Below are 17345 nucleotides of genomic sequence, written 5' to 3'. Positions count from 1 at the left end.
CTACCCCTAATCGCGCCGGAACACCAGAGTCGTGCGCCCCAACGTCACTCGCGTGCCGTTCTGGAGCTCGATCCTGCGTACCGGCTGGCCGTTGACGAAAGTGCCGTTGGTGGACCCGAGATCGACGAGGGCCACCGTCTGGCCCTCGACCCGCAACTCCGCGTGGTGTCGCGAGACTCCCGGATCGACCAGACGAAGATCGCAGTCGGTGCCCCTGCCGAGCAAGGTCACCGGAGTGGTGAGCTCGTAGGAACGGTCGCCCTGCGGGTCGTCCTGAGTGGAGACGAGCAGCCTGGGCCGCCCGTTGAAAGCGTTCGGCCTCGACGGAGGCAGGTCGCTCGCCGGCTGGCGAATCTCGTCCTGCTCGACCGTCGCGCCGCGGATGACGCCGGACCTGATGCGGAACAGCCCCACAGCCAGATCGCCGGCGGTCTCGAAGCGGACCCGGACCGGTCCCACAAAGGAGTAGCCCTGTTCCTTGGCGTACTCCCTGGCAAGGTTGGCCAGCTCGTGACTGATGCTGTCGGCGTAGACCTCAAGCCGTTCGCTGTCGGTCGTGGACAGCTCAACCACGAAGTCGTTGGGCACAAGCGTGCGACCTTGAGCGACGATCGCCGCACGCTCATCCATCTCCCGCTGAACCGCGCTGGCGACCTCGACCGGCTGAAGGTCAGATTTGAACGCCCGCGCAAAGGCCCCCTCAACCAAGCCTTCGAGCCTTCGCTCGAAGCGCTGAAGGACTCCCACCGGGTACCTCCCTTCCTCCGTGCATATGATCGCGGCCCCCAGACGCGTCCGGCGCCCGGTTCCCGCTCGTTCCACGTCACGGCATCCCTGGCGCTCGTCGGCTGTCGCGCCCAGCTCCTCCGCTCCCGTGTCTTATGCGATCGTATCCGGGTTCAGTACCAGTGGCTGTTCCGTGCTAGTGTTCTTTCCGCACCCACAAGGGCGGGTGGCGGAACGGCAGACGCGCACGGTTCAGGTCCGTGTGTCCGAAAGGACGTGAGGGTTCAAATCCCTCCTCGCCCACTCGGTGACTGGGGACTCTTGGCCGCAAGCTTTTGGCTTGCTCCCGTGGGTCCCCTCGTCATTTATCCCGGGGGATAACCCCCGGACCCCCAGCGTTTTTCCGGGGGAGGTCCCCCGGACCCCCCTATCCGGGAGTGGGCTCCCGGACCCTCCATCGCCGCTGGCGCTTCTGTCTTCTGTCATGGCAGACCCACACTGGCGAAGTGTTTGATGGATCGCAAGGGGGGCTGTCTCTCTTTTCAAGAACCTGTTGGTAACGGGCGTGCCGTGTTTTGACGGTACGCCCGTTTGGTTGCAACCGGCTTTCGGGTGACTTGTCAGTGTGTTTTACGTCACAGTGGCTAGGGTTCTGGTGTCCAGGAGTTCACCCAAGAGGTCTGTGAGGCTCACCATGCCGATTACATCGCCAGGTTGAGCTGTTACCAGGGCCAGGTGGGCTCTTGCCTCCTGTAGGGCCGTCACCGCCTCCGGGACCTGGGTTACGCACGGGAGCTTCGGTAGCGGGCGGCAGAGGTCTTCTGCCTTGCTTGTGGGCTGCAGGAGGGCGTCTCTTGCGTGGAGGGCGCCTCTCACGTCGCCTGGCGTGCCTACCAGGAGTCTGAGGTGGCCGCTCCTTGCCGCTGCTTCCTTGATCTCCTTCGCGTTCGCCTGGGGTGGGACCATGACCGCTTGGCCTATGGGGATCATCAGGCGTTCAATGCCCTCGTCGTCCAGGCGGAGGGCGCGGGTCAGGAGGTCGTGTTCGTCGCGGTCCAGGAGACCCATGCGGCCTGACTCGCCCACCAGCATGGCCAGCTGGCGGGGGGTTCTGGTGGTGGCCAGCTCGTTCCTGGGCTGGACGCCGAACAGGCGCAGGATGAGGTTGGTCAGGCCGTTCAGGGACGACAGGAGCGGGCGCATCACCCAGGTGAAGGCGCGGAAGGGGACGGTCAGCAGCAGGGCCGAGCGCTCCGGGTGGGTCAGGGCCCACGACTTCGGCGCCATCTCGCCCACCACCATGTGGACGAAGGTCACCAGGGCCAGGGCGATCGTCAGGGCGATGGGCATGCGCAGGGCCTCCGGGACGCCGAGGGCGGCGAAGACCGGCTCCAGGGTGTGCTCGATCGCGGGCTCCGTCACCTGGCCGAGGCCCAGGGTGCACAGCGTGATGCCCAGCTGGGCGCCCGCCAGCATGAGGGAGAGCTGCTTGGTGCCGCCGACCGCAGACCTGGCCGCCAGCCTGATCAGGCGGTTGTTGCGGGAGGCGATCTCCTCCAGGCGGTGGCGCCTGGCGGAGACGAAGGCGAACTCCGCGGCCACGAACAGCGCGTTGAAGACCAGCAGGGCGAGGCTGACGACGAGCATGGTCATCGGGCCGCCTCCGCGTGCTGGACGGGGGCCACGCGGACCCACTCGGGCACTCTGCGGTTGAGAGATATCACTGTCAGCTCTGCCAGGTGTTCCTGCTCGTCCTCTGCGAAGGGGTCGGTGTCCTGTTCGATCGGCACCGTCACCGTGTCGCCCTCGTCGGGCATCCTGCCGAGCTTGGCCAGGACGAGGCCCGCGAGGGTGTCGTAGTCGTCGCTCTCCGGGAGCGCGACGCCCGTGGCGCGCTCGACCTCGTCGAGCCGCAGCGTGCCCGGGACCTCCCAGATTCCGCCCGGGTGCTCGACCACGCCGGCCGGCTCCGGGTCGTTCTCGTCGACCAGCTCGCCGACCAGCTCCTCGGCCAGGTCCTCGACCGTGATCACGCCGGCCAGGCCGCCGTACTCGTCGATGACGCAGGCGATGTCGTCCTTGGCCACGCGCATCCGGTCGAGCACGGCGGGGAGCGGGACCGAGTCCGGGACCAGCAGGGCCGGGCGGGTGATGCTCGCCATCTCGCCCTCCTGCAGGCCCGATGAGAGGAGCTCGCGTACGCCCGTCACGCCGATGACGTCGCCGTCCTCGTTGATGACCGGGTAGCGGGAGTGGCCGCAGCTGCGCATGATCTCGATCAGGTCCGAGATGGGCTGTTCGGAGCGCAGCACGACGACGCGCGGGCGGGGGACCATGATCTCCTCCGCCGTGCGGTCGCCGAACTCCAGGGCCCGTTCCAGCAGGTCGGAGAGTCTCGGCGGGAGTTCGCCCGCCATGGTCGACTCCTCGATGATGCGGGAGAGCTCCTCCGGCGTCGCGCCGTGCTCCACCTCCTCCACCGGTTCGATGCCCACGCGCCTGAGCAGGCCCGTCGCCGCCGAGTCGAACAGCTTGACCACCGGGCCCACCACGGCCAGGTAGACCAGCGTCGAGCTCGCCAGGAACTTGGCCACCGGCTCCGGTCTGGCGATGCCCAGGTTCTTGGGCGCGAGCTCGCCCAGGACCATCTGGACCACGGTCGCCACGAAGACCCCGATGGCGACCGAAAGTCCGGTGATCACGGTGTCGGACAGTCCGGTGTCCGCCAGCCATGGTCGTACGATCGTGGCGATCGCGGGCTCGGCCAGGAAGCCGACCAGCAGTGCGGTAACGGTGATGCCGAGCTGTGCGCCGGAGAGCATGAAGGAGAGGCGGGACGTGACCTGGAGCGCTTTTTCGGCGGCCTGGTCACCCGCCGCCGCCTGCTCGCGGAGCAGGGCGCGGTCGGCGGCCACGAAGGCGAACTCCTGAGCGACGAAGTAGCCGGTCGCCGCCGTGAGGAGGATGAGGGCCAGCAGGCCCAGATAGGCGCTCACCATGGTGAGCTCTCAGAGGAACCCGTGCTGGCGCACGGGCAAAGACTCCACGGGTCCGGAGCGGACACGATCTTCCCTTCGATAGAGGTCGTCCATAACCGTAACGATGCTGGTGGCATCTATGTTTCCGTGGTGACTCTTCCCTGGTTCTGCGTACTTTTCCATGGGAAAACCTTGGCCGAGTGTCTTCACTGGTAAGGGGTTCGACGTAGCGTTTATGACACACCGAAGGGAAGAAGGCGAAGTGTCTGAGGACGACCGTACGCGGGCCATGCGCTCACCAGGCGACGGCCGCCCGCTGCCGCCGAGGCCAGGTGACGGCCTGCGCGCCGGGGGCGCGCCGGCCCACCAGGTCCCGTCGGCGCCCCCTGGGGGGCCGGGCGCGCCCACGCACAAGCTGCCTGTGGCCCCGCAGTACCCCGAGCCGGGGTCAGGCGCCGCCTCTCCCGGCTCCGCCCCGGACGAGCCGGCCCAGGGGCGTTCGCGCGTGTACGGCCGGGCTCGCTCCGGCGGCGGCGGCGGTGGCCCCGTCAAGCCGCTGCGGTCGAGGAGCGGCCCCTCGGACCCGTCGAAGCCCCGCAGGCGGGTGTCCGGCAGGACGATCCTGAAGATCGTCGGCGGGCTCCTGGTCGTGCTGCTGGTGGCGGGCGTGGGCATGCTCTTCTGGATCAACTCCAGGATCGCCGGCATCGACGGTGTGCTCGACGACTATCCGGGCCGTCCCGCCGACACTCCCGGCACCAACTGGCTGCTCGTCGGCTCCGACAGCCGCAAGGGCCTGTCGGCGGCCGAGCGCAAGAAGCTCGCCACGGGCCGGGCGACCGGCGGGAACCGTACGGACTCGATGATGCTGCTGCACATCCCCGAGGGCAGCGACAAGCCGACGCTGGTCAGCCTTCCGCGCGACCTGGCCGTCGACGTCCCGGGCAAGAGGCGCGACAAGCTCAACGCCGCCTACAACGGCGGGCCGCAGCTGCTGGTCCGCACCGTGGAGTCGGTCACGGGCGTGTACATCGACCACTACATGGAGATCGGGTTCGCCGGGTTCGTCGGCATCGTGGACGCCATCGGAGGCGTCGAGATCAACGTACGGGCCGCCGTGGACGACCCGAAGGCCGGGCTCAAGCTGAAGAAGGGCACGCAGGTGCTCAACGGCGCCCAGGCCCTGGGGTACGTACGGACCCGCAAGGGCGGCGCGCTGCCCGACTTCGAGCGGACCAAGCGGCAGCGGCAGTTCCTGGGCGCGGTCGTGAAGAAGGCGGCCAGCCCCGGAGTGCTGATCAACCCGTTCACGTCGATCCCGCTGGCGATGAGCGCCACGGACGCGGTCTCGGTCGACGGCGGCACGGGCGCCTTCGACCTGCTGTCGCTGGGGCTGGCGATGGGCGACAGCCCGGTGACGACGGTGGTTCCGTTCGGCGGCACCGAGCGGCTCGCGGACGGCGGCGAAGCGATCAAGTCGGACCGGCCCAAGGCGCTGGCCCTCTTCAACGCCCTGAAGGAGGACAAGCCGGTGCCCAAGGACGTCATCGACACCGGCAACTAGAGCGGCTCACCCGGAGGTGGAGGTCGTCGCGGCGATGGTCGCCGCGGTGACCGCCGCGATCATGGCCGCGTTGATGGCGGCGATGGTCTGGGCGACCGCGTCGGCCGTCCAGGCGCCCTCCGCGATCTCCTTGACGCGCTGCCTGCTCGCCTCGGGAAAGGCCTTGCGGTCGAGCTTGGCCGCGTGCGCGATGGCGATCAGGACGGCCGTGCGGGCGTCGGGGTCGGCGCCCGCCAGCGCACTGGTCACCCGGTCCCTGACCGCGGCCTCCACGTCGGAGTCGGCCTCGGGCCAGCGCGTCGTGGGGAAGATGCCCAGCACCTTGCCGCGCTGCTCGGTCAGCACGCCCGACTCCGCCAGCCTGGTGAGCAGGCGCCTGCGCAGCTTGGCCGACTGCAGCCGCTGGACCCACCAGGCGGGCTTGCGCTCCTTGCCCTCCTCGGTGATGCGGGCCAGGGTGGCGTCCAGCTCGGAGTCGCCGAGCGGGGACGGGTCCATGACCGTCACCTTCTTGTCCGACAGCTCCAGCCGGCCGTTGACGGCCAGCTCGGCGAGGAGCGCGCCGGCGAGGGCCGGGTCGAGCTGGGTCCCGGCGACGAGCGGCGTGCCCTTCTCGTCGTCGTGGGCGAGCAGGAGCAGCTCTTCGGCGATCGTCACAGTCATGCTTCGACACTAACCTCCCAGCCATGACTGTCTCGGAGAAGTTGCACGCCGTCGGCCGCCCGCTGCTCCGGGCTCAGCTCGACCATCCGACCGTGGCCGGCATCGCGCGTGGCGACCTGCCCAAGGCGGTGTTCAGGTCGTGGCTGGAGCAGGACTACCTGTTCCTGCTCGACTACGTACGGGTGTTCGCGCGGCTGGCCTGGCAGGCGCCCGACGGGCATCTGGGTGATCTGGTGGACCTGGCGCACACCACGTACCACGACGAGTTGAGCCTGCACAGGTCGTTGTCGGCCGAGTTCGGCGCCGATCTGGAGGGGGCGGTGAAGGGGCCGGCGTGCGCGGCGTACACGGCGTTCCTGCTGGAGTCGGCGGCGTCGTACGGGGAGGGGCTGGCGGCGCTTTATCCGTGTATGTGGGGATATTCGAGTCTCGGACGGATATTGGCGGAAATTTCCCCTGTTGAGTCGAGATATCGGGCGTGGGTGGACACGTACGCGGATCCGGCCTTCGCGGCGCTCACCGCGCGGATCGCGCAGATGATCGACGAGGCCGCACCGGACCCGGCGCGGGCCGAGGAGCTGTTCGCCGAGGGGATGGCGCACGAGCTGGCCTTCTGGAGCGTGCCGTAGCCGTCCACAGGCTGTGGACGGCCGGACGCGCACGTACCCTGGGGACATGCCGGAACTTCCCGAAGTGGAGTCGCTCACCCATTTCCTGCGCGAACGGGCCGTGGGCCGCACGGTCCTGGGGATCGACGTGGTGGCCATCCAGGCGCTCAAGACGTTCGACCCGCCGGTGACCGCGCTCGGCGGGCTGACCATCACCGGGGTGTCGAGGCACGGCAAGTTCCTCGACCTCGACTGCGACGGCCTCCACCTGGTCATCCACCTGGCCCGGGCGGGGTGGCTGCGCTGGCGCGACGACCTGTCGGGCGCGAAGCCCGTACGTCCCGGCAAGGGCCCGCTCGCGGTACGGGTCCGGCTGGCGCCCGACGAGGAGGGCCTGGCGCCCGGGTTCGAGCTGACGGAGGCCGGGACGCAGAAGCGCCTGGCCGTCTACGTCACCAAGAACCCGGACGACGTCCCCGGCATCGCCGCACTCGGCCCCGACCCCCTCGACGAGTCCTTCACCGTCGACGCGCTCAAGCGCATCGTGGGCGGCAACCGCACCCAGATCAAGGGGCTGCTGCGCGACCAGAAGATCATCGCCGGCATCGGGAACGCGTACTCGGACGAGGTGCTGCACGCCGCCAAGATGTCCCCGTTCAAGATCGCGGCCACGCTGACGGACGCGCAGATCGCCGACCTGCACGAGGCCATCATCGCCACCCTGGGGGAGGCGGTGGAGCGGGCGCACGGGCTGGCGGCCAAGGACCTCAAGGCGGAGAAGAAGTCGGGACTGCGGGTCCACAACCGGGCCGGGCAGCCGTGCGACGTCTGCGGCGACACGATCCGCGAGGTGTCCTTCGCGGACTCCTCGCTGCAGTACTGCCCCACCTGCCAGACCGGCGGCAAGCCCCTCGCCGACCGCCGGCTGTCCCGCCTTCTCAAGTGAGCTCGACGGAAGAAGGCACTGTGGAACCGCTCGACGACTACGACGTGCGCCAGTGGGACACGCGCGAGGACTGCGAGGTGCGCCAGATCCTCGACCGCATCGCCGACAAGTGGTCGCTGCTCGTGATCGCCCTGCTCGACTGCCAGAGCCTGCGCTTCTCCCAGCTCCGCCGCGAGATCGACGGCGTCAGCCAGCGCATGCTCAGCGTGACCCTGCGCCAGCTGGAGCGCGACGGCCTGGTCAGCCGCACGGTCCATCCCGTCGTGCCGCCCAGGGTGGACTACGCGCTCACGCCGCTCGGCCGTACGCTGCACGAGACCATCAAGTCGCTGGTCACCTGGACGGAGACGCACCAGGAGGAGATCGCCGCGGCGCGTGCGGCCTACGACGCCAGGCGCGAGATGATGGAGTCATGACCGTTCCTGAGATCGAGGCCAGTGCCGTTCCAGCAGACGCTTACCTGCTCGACGTCCGTGAGCAGGACGAATGGGTCGCGGGGCACGCCCCGGAGGCCGTGCACATCCCCATGACCCAGATACAGGGGCGGGTCGACGAGGTGCCCGGCGACCGCACGGTCTACGTCGTCTGCCGGGTGGGCGGCCGGTCCCTGCAGGTCGCGGCCTGGCTCAACCAGCTCGGGCGCGACGCCGTCAACGTCGGCGGCGGCATGCAGTCGTGGGAGTTCGCGAGCCGCCCGATGGTCAGCGAGACCGGGCAGCAGCCGTTCGTGGCGTAAAAAGGCCCCACTGTGGCGGTTTCGCCGTCGCTGAGGCATGATGAGGGCGCCAACTGCAGATTGTCGCGGGAGCTCGGGGTGCGCCGGGCTGAGAGGGCAGCCATAGATCCGCTGCCGACCGCCTGAACCTGTCCGGGTAATGCCGGCGTAGGGAGTGTGCGATGACGCATGTCGTCGACGAAGTTCCGCTGACTCTTGAAGGCAGGCCGCCGAAGACCCTGGGCGTGCTCGATCAGGGCGCGCTCTGGGCGAATCTCGGAGTCAGCCTCCTGGGCTTCTCCGGCGCGTTGCTCCTGCTCAACCCCCTGTCCAACGCTCCCCTCAGCCTGACCGCCGCGCTCCTGGCGACCGTGGTCGGCAGCCTGATCGGCACCGCCATGGTGGGCCTGTCCGCCGTCCCCGGCACCCAGACGGGGCAGCCCGCGATGGTGCTGCTGCGGGGCCTGTTCGGGGCGCGGATCTCGTACGTCCCCACGATGCTGAACATCGTCCAGATGCTCGGCTGGGCCGCGTTCGAGCTGTGGGTGATCGCCAAGGCGGCCAGCGCGATCTTCGGCGCCGTGCCGTACCAGGTGTGGGTGATCGCGGCGGGGGTGCTGACCACCGCGCTCACGATCTGGCCGCTCGGGTCCGTCAGGCTGCTGCGGCGGTACGTCACCATCGGCGTGATCGTGTCGATGGTGTGGTTCGCCTGGTTCTTCCTCACCAGGGCGCCCGCGCACACCGGCGGGTCCTGGACGGCCTTCGCGCCCGCCGTGGACTACGTGATCGCGCTGTCGGTGTCGTGGGTGCCGATGGCGGCCGACTTCGCCCGGCACTCCAGGTCGAGCAGGGCCGCGTTCACCGGCGTGGTCGGCGGCTACACGCTGGCACAGGTCGCCTGCCTGGGCCTGGGCGTGTTCGCGGTGGCCATGGCGGGGGCCGACAAGGTGGCGGCCGACGGGACGTCGGTGTTCGGCGCGTTCGTGGCGGTGCCGCTGGGCGCGCTGTTCTTCGCGATCCTGGTGCTGCGCGAGACCGACCAGTCGTTCGCCAACGTCTACTCCACCACGGTCTCGCTGCAGAACCTGATGCCGCGGGTGGACCGGCGCGTCTTCTCCGTCGCCATCGGCGTGCTGAGCGTGGCGATCGCCCTGGTCGTGGACGTCAACTCGTACGGGGCGTTCCTCGGGGTGATCGGGGCGGTGTTCGTGCCGATGTTCGCGGTGCTGGCCGTGGACTACTTCGTGCTCGGCGGCTCGCGGAGCTGGAACACCGCTGAGAACGCGCCCTCGCGCTGGTCGAGGCTGGTGCCGTGGGCCCTCGGCTTCGTGGCGTACTGGCTGACGACCTCCGCGCCCACGCTCAAGCCATGGGACCGCTTCTGGCAGGGGGCCCGCGACGCCATCGGCTTCACCCGGCAGCCGTGGATGAACGGGGCGCTCGGCGCGGCCGTCGTCGCCGTGCTGGTCACCCTGCTGATCAGCTGGTCGATGCGCGCCTTTCGACGTTGAGCAGGTGCTGCTTGGCGGCCGCGCCGCCCGCGTAGTCGCCGAGCGCGCCGTCCTCACGCACCACCCGGTGGCACGGCACGATCACGCACACGGGGTTGGAGGCCAGCGCGTTGCCGATCGCCCGCAGCGCGCGCGGCCTGCCGATGCTCGCGCCGATCTCCTCCAGCGTCGTGGTGGTGCCGTACCGGACCGCCATCGTCTTCTGCAGCACCGTGCGTGCGAAGGACGTCGCCAGCGCCAGGTCGACGGGCGTGGTGAACGCGCGCAGACGGCCGGAGAAGTAGGCGTCCAGCTCCCTGCGCACCGGGTCGAGCCGGCGCGGATCCGGTCCGATGAACCTGCCCACGTGCCTCGTGAGCAGCTCGTACACGGCGTTTTCCGGCTCGAAGCTGCACGCCGCGATGCCCTTGCCGGTGACCGCGAGCATCAGCCTGCCGACGGCCCCGTCATAGGGGCCGAACGCGATGTCAGGAGGCGCCTCACCTCGATAGGTGCTGGAGGTCACGCGCAACAGGGCATCGAGATCGTTGCTCGACATGCCGCCAGCCTCCCCGCCGCCGAGAATCACCGTGACCGCAGCGTATCGGACGGATCGCCCGACGCACTCACCACGCCACGTGCACTATGGAGGAGTGGGGGACGAATGGGCCGGTAGTGACGACGAAATAGCTCGCGCTGCCCTCGCCGGTTCGCCCAACGCCGTCGTGGTCGTCGACCGTGATCAGAGCGTACTGGTCTGGAACGAGGCGGCCGAACGGCTGTTCGGGTGGACGGCGGAGGAGATGCTCGGGCGCCGGGCGCCGATCGTGCCGGGCGAGCTGACCGCCGAGCACAACGCCGTGCTCGAACGCGTGCGCACCGGCGGCCAGGTCTCGGTCCGCACCAAGCGCCTACGCGACGACGGGACCGTGCTCGACGTGCGCGTCGACATCAGCGCGCTGCGCCTGGGCAGCTCAGTGGCCGGGTACGTCTGCGTGCACCACCTCGCGCGGGCCGACCAGGTGGCCAAGGATCGCATGGCGCGCCGGGCCAGGCTGGTGCGCCGGCTCACCGACGTGGTCGGCGACATCAACTCCGAGCTGGAGCTGTCGGCCGTGCTCGACCGGATCTCGGCCAGCCTCACGGAGCTCACCGGGGCGGACGCGGGCGGGTTCGTGCTGATCGAGGATGAACGGTTGCGGCTGGTCAGCACGTACCAGCTCCCGGAGGCCATCAGGGGCACCACCACGGACCTGCGCACGAGCCTCGTCGACAAGCTCTTACGCACCGGCAAGACCGTCATGCTGGAGTCGAACGGGCTCGAGGACCTGGTCTGGGCCCGGCTGAAGGGGCTGCACACGATCGCACTGGGCCTTGCCGCGGTCGGAGGGCGCCCGTACGGGGCCCTGTACGCGCTGTTCGCCCAGAGCACACCCGGACACCTCGAACTGGAGCTGCTGGAGCTCCTGGCCGGCCACGCGGGCATCGCCGTCGGCAACGCGGTGGCCTACCAGGAGGCGGTGCGGCAGCGGGCGCACGAGCAGGCCGTCTTCGACGCCAGCGCCGACGGCATCGCCGTGCTCGACGGATCGGGGCGGGTCGTCCGGTGGAACCCGGCCGCCGCCGAGCTCACCGCGTTCCCGGCCGACGCCGTCATCGGCGGGCCGCCGCCGTTCCCGCTGCCCAAGCCGGGCGAGAAGGTCACGTTCCAGATGGAGACCGGGCGGTGGCTGGACGTGGTGAGCGCGCAGATCGAGGAGACCGGCGAGGTGGTCATCGACTTCCGCGACGTGACCACGGCCAAGGAGCTCGAGGAGGCCAAGGACCTGTTCCTGGCCACGACCAGCCACGAGCTGCGTACGCCGATCACGATCGTGCGGGGGTTCGCCAGCACGCTCGACCGGCGCTGGGACAAGATGAGCGACCCCGAACGCCGCTCGGCCGTGCACACGATCTCCGAGCGGGCCAGGTCACTGGGCGAGCTCATGGACCACCTGCTGCTCGGGGCCAGGGCGGGGGCCGACGAGCTCAAGGTGCGGATCGAGGAGTTCGACCTGGCCGAGCGGATCGACGCGGCCACGCTCGGGCTGCCCGCGCTGTCGGACAAGCACCGGGTCGAGGTGGCCATCCAGGACGGGCTGCCGAACGTGCTGGGGGACGCCCTGGCCACGGACATCGTGCTGGGGCAGCTGCTGGAGAACGCGTTCAAGTACTCGCCCAAGGGCGGGCTGATCAGCGTGGAGGCCTGGGCCGAGGCCGACAACGTCGTCGTGGTCGTGGACGATGAAGGGGTCGGTATCGCCCCTACTGACCGAGAGAGGATCTTTGAGAGGTTCGTCCAGGTGGACAGCGGCGACCGGAGACGGTTTGGTGGAGTGGGGCTCGGTCTCTACATAGTCCGCAGCCTCGCCAGGGCCCAAGGCGGAGACGTGAGCGCGCACCCGAGACCCGGAGGCGGCACACGGATGCGTCTCGAACTGCGAGCGTCGGGGGCCTAGTTTCACTATCGGATCCGACACACCGAGGCGGTAACGAGGTGGTCACAGTTGAGCTGATCTATCGTCCAATGTGTACAAGCTGTGATCGAGATGCGGTTTCTGGGATCGAGTAACGGGGCATTTCGGTCGTACCGGGGAGTGTTCCCGCGGGGGGCACAGGGAACGGGGAGGTGGGTGTGTCAAGCGTGGTGCTGCTGCCGTACGCGCCGTCCAGCGTCGCCGTCGCCCGCCAGCGCCTGAGCACTGAGCTGCAGGACAGCGGGGTTTTTTCGACGGCGATCGATGACGCGGTGCTCGTGGTGAGCGAGCTGCTGAGCAACGCGCTGAGGCACGCGCATCCCCTTCCGTCGGGGATGGTGAGAGTGGCGTGGCTTCGGAGTGACGATCACATCGAAGTGGCGGTGAGCGACGGGGGTGCGGCGACCGAGCCGCGCGCGGGCCGCCCGACCCTGTCGTCGCTCGGGGGCCGGGGGCTCGGCATCGTGGAATACGTGGCGGAGAGCTGGGGGGTTCGGCACGACGGTGACACGACCACGGTGTGGGCCATCCTGCCCGCTCCTTGCGGGTCGATGAACGGGCAGGTCACAGCCCTCAGAGAGGCCGGCTAGCCAGTACCGCCCGCTCGGTCGTGGCCCATGCCATGGACACGAGCAGGTAGAGCCCGGCCGCGAGCGGCATCACCAGCGTGGCGAGCACGGAGCCGTACGGCATCCATGGCAGGAGTCGCTTCAGCCAGTCCGGCTGGTCCTCGGTCACCTTGATGTTCCTGGCGGAGAACCATGCCACCACCGCGACCAGCGCGATGACCAATACAAAGACCAAAACCGGCGCACTGACCAGACCGAAATTAGCCACTGTCCCGGCGACCTGCTGACCCAGCGGAGCGCCGAAAAGGGTATGTCCGGCCAACGCGGTCGGATGCGTGGCCACCCGGTACATCAGCCACATGAACGGAAACTGCGCCAGCATCGGCAAGAACCCGGCGAACGGCGAAGTGCCTTCCTTGGCGAACAGCGCCGAGGTCTCCTTGGCCAGCCGCTCGGGGTTGCGCGCGTGGCGCTTCTGGAGCTCGCGCAGCTTGGGGGCGAGCCGCTGGCGGAGCTTCATGGTCCGGGACTGGCGGACGTTCAGGGGCAGCAGCAGGAGCCGTACGGCCAGAGTGAACAGCACGATGCCCAGCGCGGCGCTGCCCCCGGACATGCTGATGACGAACGTGACAAGAGAATCGATCATGAGCCCTACTTGGAGTGAGATGAGGGAAAAGGGCTCACTCGTACGAGGAGCCCCGCTTGACGATGAAGCGGGGCTTGCCTAAGGGGCTCGTGGACGCGAGCGACCGGCCGCGTCAGGGTCGCGCTGCCGCTGGAAGGCGGTACGGCGCGCGTAACTCAGCGGAAAGCTCGGCGGCCCCCCACTGAGGATGGGCAGGAACGTGGCTGCCCACGTGGCCAGCAGCAGGATCGCCAGCATGGTGATCCCGACCAGCCACGGGTCGAACAGGAAGAACGTCAATGCGATCGGGAGGACTTGCCCACCACGGTGACCGCGACGAAGACGAGCAGAGCGATCACCCCGATGATCAAAGCGATCTTGACCAGGCCTACCAGCATCGGCAGCAGGAAATTGAACAGCACGAAGAGACCCAGCAGGGTCCCCAGCACAAGCATTACGACTCTACCCATGCAGCAACCGTACGTCCTCCGGACATGATCCGCGAGGCTTACGAAGCAATGACGTCCCTGACACTTACGTGTTCCCCGGCCGTACCGTGAAGTCGTGAACACGCGCATCCTGGTGGTCGATGATGATCCGACCGTTTCCGAGGTCGTCGCGCGCTACCTGGAGCGCGACGGTCACGAGGTCGAATGCGTCGGCGACGGGGCGGAGGCGCTGCGCAGGGCGCTGGCCCATCCGCCCGACCTCATGGTGCTCGACCTGATGCTGCCCAAGCTCGACGGGCTGCAGGTGTGCAGGAAGCTCAGGGAGCGCTGGCCCGTACCGGTGATCATGCTGACCGCGCTCGGCGAGGAGATCGACCGGGTGGTCGGGCTGGAGACGGGGGCCGACGACTACGTGACCAAGCCGTTCAGCCCGCGTGAGCTCGCGCTGCGCGTGCAGTCGGTGCTGCGGCGGGCGCGGGGGGCGTCCGTCACCGGCGGCACCGGGGTGCTGCGCGACGGGGATCTGGTGGTGGACGTGGGGGCGCACGAGGTTCGGCTGCGGGGGGACGAGGTGATGTTGACGGCGCGGGAGTTCGATCTGCTGGCACACCTCATGCGCAATCCGCGGCAGGCCTTCAGCCGCTCCGCGCTGCTGAACCAGGTGTGGGGGTGGTCGTTCGGCGACTCCTCCACCGTGACCGTGCACGTCAGGCGACTGCGGGAGAAGATCGAGCCGGATCCGACCGAGCCGCGGAGGATCGTCACGGTGTGGGGGGTCGGATACCGGTATGAGCCGATGGAGGGCGGTTCCTGATGCCGCAGCCCGGTGACCTGCCCATGGTCGTGGCGGTGGCGGCCGGGCTCGGGCTCGTGGTCGCGCTGCTCGGCATCGGGGTGATGTGGCGGCTGCGCACCAGGTCCATCGGGGTGATGATGGCCGTGGTCGTGGTGGTCGCCGTGGCGGCCACGCTGGTCGGGGTCGTGGCGATCATCATGAAGATGATCATCGAGGGTCCCGTCAAGGACTTCGTGCTGAGCGTGGTGGCCGTGGGCGGGCTGGTGGGGCTCGGGGTGGCGTTCGTGCTGGCCAGGCGGGTGGTCGCGGAGAGCCGGCGGCTGGTGGCCGCCGTACGCGACGTGCCGTTCACCGCGCCCCGGGGGCTGCCGGCCGAGCTCCAGACCATCGCGAACACCCTGGAGGAGGCGTACGCGCGGGAACGGGCCCTCGAAGGGGCGCGGCGGGAGCTCGTCGCGTGGGTGAGCCACGATCTCCGTACGCCGCTGGCCGGGATGCGGGCCATGGTCGAGGCCCTGGAGGACGGGGTGGTGTCCGACCCGCTCACGGTCGCGCGCTACCACGCCCAGATCAAGCTGGAGGTGGAACGGCTCTCGGGGATGGTGGACGACCTGTTCGAGCTGTCGCGGATCCACGCGGGGGCGCTGCGGCTGTCGCGTTCGCGCATCGGCCTGGCCGACCTCGTGGCCGACACCGTCGCCGGGGCCGAGCCGCTGGCCAGGGCCAGGGGGGTGGTCCTGACGGCCGAGGCGTCGGCGTCCCTGCCGGTGGAGGCCGACGCGGGGGCGCTGGGGCGGGCCCTGCGGAACCTCGTGATCAACGCCATCCGGCACACGCCGTCGGACCGGACCGTGGTGCTGCGGGCCGGGGTGGATGAGGAGGGGATGGCTTGTCTGTCGGTGGCGGACTGCTGCGGGGGGATTCCTGAGGAGGACCTGCCCCGGGTGTTCGAGGTCGCTTTCCGGGGGGAGGCCGCTCGTACCCCTACGGCCGACGGCGGGGCGGGGCTGGGGCTCGCCATCGCGCAAGGGATCGTGGAGGCGCACGATGGGATGATCGGGGTGGTCAACGACGGGCCGGGGTGCCGGTTCGAGATCCGGCTCCCCCTGGTCGCCGGCTGACCGGCCCGCTCGTTCCTGACCGGGCTCCTCGGCTGCCTCCTGCTGATGTACGGCGGCTCGTGCGCCCCTGCCACCCGGACCCTGCCACCCGGACCCTGCCACCCGGACCCCGCCACCCGGACCCCGCCACCGGGCCGCTGCCACCGGGCCGCTGCCACCAGCCTCCTGACGCTTGGCGCTGGGGTGCTCCTGCTATCGGCCTCCTGGCGCGGCCCTCAGACGCTCTCCGGGAGCTCCGGCTCGGCCGGATCCCTCGAGGCGCCGAACGACTCCGACATCGCTCGAAATGTCGGGCAGGGCCAGCGCCACATGCAGCTCCGGCACCGCAGGATCGGATGGGCGGCGTCGCTGGTGATGCCTCCCGCGTCCCTCGGCTGGTGGAGCTCGAGCAACCTCAGCCCGAGCTCCAAGAACCTGAGCAGATCAGCCCGGGCGCCGCCCAGGAAGTCAAGGTCCTCGATCGCGAGCCGGGTGCGGATGGGGACGTAGCCTTCGCGGTTCACCAGGCTGCGGAGGCGCTCTGCTTCGTCATGCCATGAGGTGGCCTTCTCCGTGCGGATGAGGATGTTCTCCAGGCGCTCTCGGAGCCCTTGACGCTGAGGGTCTTCAGGTTTTTCTGCTTTCATCGTCGCGGGACCCGTCTGTCGTGCCCCAGCCCCTCCTTCGCCGTGAAGTCGTGCCGTGTCCGGTGTCACGCTGTCAAGCTTCGCGTACTCTCCGTTTCCATGGAGCCCAAACGGAGGACAAAAACCTGTGGTTGCCCTATCGGCGTGACAACGTGACCGGAAGCCTCCGCGCCGCTAGCCTGCCCATGTGGAGCTCAAGGTCTCGACTCGATCACATGCCGGGTGCGCACTGGTTGCCATCACCGGGGAAATCGACCTCTATACGGCGCCTCACCTGCAGTCCGAGTTCACTCGGCTGCTGCAGGAAGGGCCCAGCCGAGTGGTCATCGACATGTCCGCCGTGGATTTCTGCGACTCCACGGGGATGAACGTCCTGCTGTCTGCGCTCAAGCGGATGAAGGAGCAGGGAGGGGCGCTCGACGTGGCCGCCCCACGTCCTGCGGTCCGCAAGATCCTGCAGGTCACCGGGCTCGACTCGGTGTTCACCGTGTACGACGAGGTGCCGCAGGAGTTCCTCATAACCGAGGGCTCATGACGGGATCCGTGCTCGGATCCGAGAACGTGCAGAGCGGGGTCGCCTCGACCCTGGCCGCAGGGGCGGCGCGCTGGACAGCGGCGCCGCTGCTCGCGCATGCGGCACACCGGGCACCTGCGGCGCGCTCTGAGAACGTGTCGCGCAGGACTCGGGCAACGCGACCTGGGGACATGCCGCGCAGGACCTCAGCAGCGCGTCCTGCGGGCGCGTCGCCGTCGCGCGGGACATTAGCACCGCGACCTGCCGAGACGTCCTGCGTTACAGCAGCACCCCGGCCGGCACATGGGACATGCAGGACGGCTGTGCCTCAGCCTGCGCATGGGACGTCACTCGTGGCAGCACTCCCGCCTCTGCATGAGGCCCTGCCTGAGGTCGTGCATGCGCTCCGGCACGAGGCCCTGCACGCGGCCTCGCA

20 protein-coding genes, 1 tRNA gene and 1 riboswitch are annotated in these 17345 nt (G+C 69.2%); of the genes, 12 read left to right on the top strand and 9 right to left on the bottom strand.

Translation table 11 applies throughout. From position 1 onward, the window contains the following. Positions 1-6: 6 nt before the first annotated feature. The gene (locus tag AB0J87_RS45845) at positions 7-747 is read right to left on the bottom strand and encodes a DUF3662 and FHA domain-containing protein (RefSeq protein ID WP_091081864.1); all 741 of its coding nucleotides are present in this window, start codon (positions 745-747) and stop codon (positions 7-9) included. 199 nt (positions 748-946) lie between these two features. Between AB0J87_RS45845 and AB0J87_RS45840 the strand changes: the two genes are divergently transcribed. Next, positions 947-1029: transfer RNA gene (locus tag AB0J87_RS45840), tRNA-Leu, on the top strand. Between the two features lie 327 nt (positions 1030-1356). On the opposite strand, the gene AB0J87_RS45835 is transcribed toward AB0J87_RS45840, so the two are convergent. Beyond that, positions 1357-2379, bottom strand: a complete 1023-nt coding sequence (locus tag AB0J87_RS45835) for a hemolysin family protein (protein ID WP_363977459.1) — start codon at positions 2377-2379, stop codon at positions 1357-1359. Next, positions 2376-3725 carry a hemolysin family protein gene (locus AB0J87_RS45830; RefSeq protein ID WP_363977456.1) on the bottom strand — a complete coding sequence of 450 codons (1350 nt, stop codon included), beginning with the start codon at positions 3723-3725 and terminating at the stop codon, positions 2376-2378. Before AB0J87_RS45830 ends, AB0J87_RS45835 begins: the two co-directional genes overlap by 4 nt. 241 nt (positions 3726-3966) lie before the next feature. On the opposite strand from AB0J87_RS45830, the gene AB0J87_RS45825 reads away from it, so the two are divergent. Then, complete coding sequence (locus AB0J87_RS45825; RefSeq protein ID WP_363977453.1) at positions 3967-5268, top strand: LCP family protein; 1302 nt, start codon at positions 3967-3969, stop codon at positions 5266-5268. Positions 5269-5274: 6 nt separating this feature from the next. Here AB0J87_RS45825 and AB0J87_RS45820 read toward each other — a convergent pair whose 3' ends face one another. Further along, a complete protein-coding gene (locus tag AB0J87_RS45820) occupies positions 5275-5931 on the bottom strand; it encodes a GPP34 family phosphoprotein (protein WP_363977451.1) in 657 nt (218 codons plus the stop codon). A gap of 23 nt (positions 5932-5954) precedes the next feature. Here AB0J87_RS45820 and AB0J87_RS45815 point away from each other — a divergent pair, with 23 nt between their 5' ends. The 5 genes from AB0J87_RS45815 (at position 5955) to AB0J87_RS45795 (ending at position 9714) form a co-directional block, all read left to right on the top strand. After that, positions 5955-6560, top strand: a complete 606-nt coding sequence (locus tag AB0J87_RS45815; protein WP_363977448.1) for a TenA family protein — start codon at positions 5955-5957, stop codon at positions 6558-6560. 46 nt (positions 6561-6606) lie between these two features. Beyond that, on the top strand, positions 6607-7485 hold the full coding sequence (locus AB0J87_RS45810) for a DNA-formamidopyrimidine glycosylase family protein (RefSeq protein WP_363977445.1): 879 nt from the start codon (positions 6607-6609) through the stop codon (positions 7483-7485). Positions 7486-7505: 20 nt separating this feature from the next. Then, complete coding sequence (locus tag AB0J87_RS45805; protein ID WP_363977442.1) at positions 7506-7901, top strand: helix-turn-helix domain-containing protein; 396 nt, start codon at positions 7506-7508, stop codon at positions 7899-7901. Beyond that, positions 7898-8221 carry a rhodanese-like domain-containing protein gene (locus tag AB0J87_RS45800; RefSeq protein ID WP_350732401.1) on the top strand — a complete coding sequence of 108 codons (324 nt, stop codon included), beginning with the start codon at positions 7898-7900 and terminating at the stop codon, positions 8219-8221. The genes AB0J87_RS45805 and AB0J87_RS45800 overlap by 4 nt, the downstream gene beginning before the upstream one ends. Before the next feature lie 55 nt (positions 8222-8276). Then, a riboswitch (TPP riboswitch) is annotated at positions 8277-8392 on the top strand. Then, entirely contained in the window at positions 8383-9714 is a 1332-nt protein-coding gene (locus AB0J87_RS45795) for a cytosine permease (RefSeq protein ID WP_363977438.1), read from the top strand. It overlaps the preceding riboswitch by 10 nt. On the opposite strand, the gene AB0J87_RS45790 is transcribed toward AB0J87_RS45795, so the two are convergent. After that, entirely contained in the window at positions 9683-10252 is a 570-nt protein-coding gene (locus AB0J87_RS45790) for a methylated-DNA--[protein]-cysteine S-methyltransferase (protein ID WP_363977436.1), read from the bottom strand. The two genes, AB0J87_RS45795 and AB0J87_RS45790, sit on opposite strands and share 32 nt — an antisense overlap. Before the next feature lie 94 nt (positions 10253-10346). Here AB0J87_RS45790 and AB0J87_RS45785 point away from each other — a divergent pair, with 94 nt between their 5' ends. Continuing rightward, positions 10347-12191, top strand: coding sequence for an ATP-binding protein (locus tag AB0J87_RS45785; RefSeq protein WP_363977433.1), 1845 nt, complete (start codon positions 10347-10349; stop codon positions 12189-12191). A 176-nt stretch (positions 12192-12367) separates the two neighbouring features. Then, positions 12368-12799, top strand: coding sequence for an ATP-binding protein (locus AB0J87_RS45780; protein ID WP_355203142.1), 432 nt, complete (start codon positions 12368-12370; stop codon positions 12797-12799). Here AB0J87_RS45780 and yidC read toward each other — a convergent pair. The 3 genes from yidC to AB0J87_RS45765 form a co-directional block, all read right to left on the bottom strand. Continuing rightward, on the bottom strand, positions 12783-13424 hold the full coding sequence (gene yidC, locus AB0J87_RS45775; protein ID WP_363977430.1) for a membrane protein insertase YidC: 642 nt from the start codon (positions 13422-13424) through the stop codon (positions 12783-12785). The genes AB0J87_RS45780 and yidC overlap by 17 nt on opposite strands. A 78-nt stretch (positions 13425-13502) precedes the next feature. Next, complete coding sequence (locus AB0J87_RS45770) at positions 13503-13703, bottom strand: DUF6412 domain-containing protein (RefSeq protein WP_350732412.1); 201 nt, start codon at positions 13701-13703, stop codon at positions 13503-13505. Beyond that, positions 13700-13873, bottom strand: coding sequence for a hypothetical protein (locus AB0J87_RS45765; protein WP_185079462.1), 174 nt, complete (start codon positions 13871-13873; stop codon positions 13700-13702). The genes AB0J87_RS45770 and AB0J87_RS45765 overlap by 4 nt, the downstream gene beginning before the upstream one ends. A 94-nt stretch (positions 13874-13967) precedes the next feature. On the opposite strand from AB0J87_RS45765, the gene AB0J87_RS45760 reads away from it, so the two are divergent. Together AB0J87_RS45760 and AB0J87_RS45755 are read left to right on the top strand one after the other, a co-directional pair. Next, entirely contained in the window at positions 13968-14666 is a 699-nt protein-coding gene (locus AB0J87_RS45760; protein ID WP_350732414.1) for a response regulator transcription factor, read from the top strand. Beyond that, positions 14666-15769, top strand: coding sequence for a HAMP domain-containing sensor histidine kinase (locus AB0J87_RS45755; protein WP_363977425.1), 1104 nt, complete (start codon positions 14666-14668; stop codon positions 15767-15769). Before AB0J87_RS45760 ends, AB0J87_RS45755 begins: the two co-directional genes overlap by 1 nt. A gap of 215 nt (positions 15770-15984) precedes the next feature. Here the strand turns inward: AB0J87_RS45755 and AB0J87_RS45750 are convergent, their stop codons facing one another. Further along, on the bottom strand, positions 15985-16272 hold the full coding sequence (locus AB0J87_RS45750; RefSeq protein WP_350732418.1) for a hypothetical protein: 288 nt from the start codon (positions 16270-16272) through the stop codon (positions 15985-15987). Positions 16273-16582: 310 nt separating this feature from the next. Between AB0J87_RS45750 and AB0J87_RS45745 the strand changes: the two genes are divergently transcribed. Beyond that, positions 16583-16930, top strand: a complete 348-nt coding sequence (locus AB0J87_RS45745; protein ID WP_185069723.1) for an STAS domain-containing protein — start codon at positions 16583-16585, stop codon at positions 16928-16930. Positions 16931-17345 lie beyond the last annotated feature (415 nt).

The organism is Nonomuraea sp. NPDC049625, from assembly GCF_040675285.1.
Classification (GTDB): Bacteria; Actinomycetota; Actinomycetes; order Streptosporangiales; family Streptosporangiaceae; genus Nonomuraea; species Nonomuraea angiospora_A.
This window is presented reverse-complemented; position numbering and strand designations above follow the sequence as displayed.

What these genes read in the sequence shown, in the direction of transcription:
- AB0J87_RS45835 (WP_363977459.1), bottom strand. Translation starts at nt 2,379, where the DNA reads ATGACCATGCTCGTCGTCAGCCTCGCCCTGCTGGTCTTCAACGCGCTG.
- AB0J87_RS45830 (WP_363977456.1), bottom strand. Translation starts at nt 3,725, where the DNA reads ATGGTGAGCGCCTATCTGGGCCTGCTGGCCCTCATCCTCCTCACGGCG.
- AB0J87_RS45820 (WP_363977451.1), bottom strand. Translation starts at nt 5,931, where the DNA reads ATGACTGTGACGATCGCCGAAGAGCTGCTCCTGCTCGCCCACGACGAC.
- AB0J87_RS45815 (WP_363977448.1), top strand. Translation starts at nt 5,955, where the DNA reads ATGACTGTCTCGGAGAAGTTGCACGCCGTCGGCCGCCCGCTGCTCCGG.
- AB0J87_RS45810 (WP_363977445.1), top strand. Translation starts at nt 6,607, where the DNA reads ATGCCGGAACTTCCCGAAGTGGAGTCGCTCACCCATTTCCTGCGCGAA.
- AB0J87_RS45800 (WP_350732401.1), top strand. Translation starts at nt 7,898, where the DNA reads ATGACCGTTCCTGAGATCGAGGCCAGTGCCGTTCCAGCAGACGCTTAC.
- AB0J87_RS45795 (WP_363977438.1), top strand. Translation starts at nt 8,383, where the DNA reads ATGACGCATGTCGTCGACGAAGTTCCGCTGACTCTTGAAGGCAGGCCG.
- AB0J87_RS45790 (WP_363977436.1), bottom strand. Translation starts at nt 10,252, where the DNA reads ATGTCGAGCAACGATCTCGATGCCCTGTTGCGCGTGACCTCCAGCACC.
- yidC (WP_363977430.1), bottom strand. Translation starts at nt 13,424, where the DNA reads ATGATCGATTCTCTTGTCACGTTCGTCATCAGCATGTCCGGGGGCAGC.
- AB0J87_RS45765 (WP_185079462.1), bottom strand. Translation starts at nt 13,873, where the DNA reads ATGGGTAGAGTCGTAATGCTTGTGCTGGGGACCCTGCTGGGTCTCTTC.
- AB0J87_RS45755 (WP_363977425.1), top strand. Translation starts at nt 14,666, where the DNA reads ATGCCGCAGCCCGGTGACCTGCCCATGGTCGTGGCGGTGGCGGCCGGG.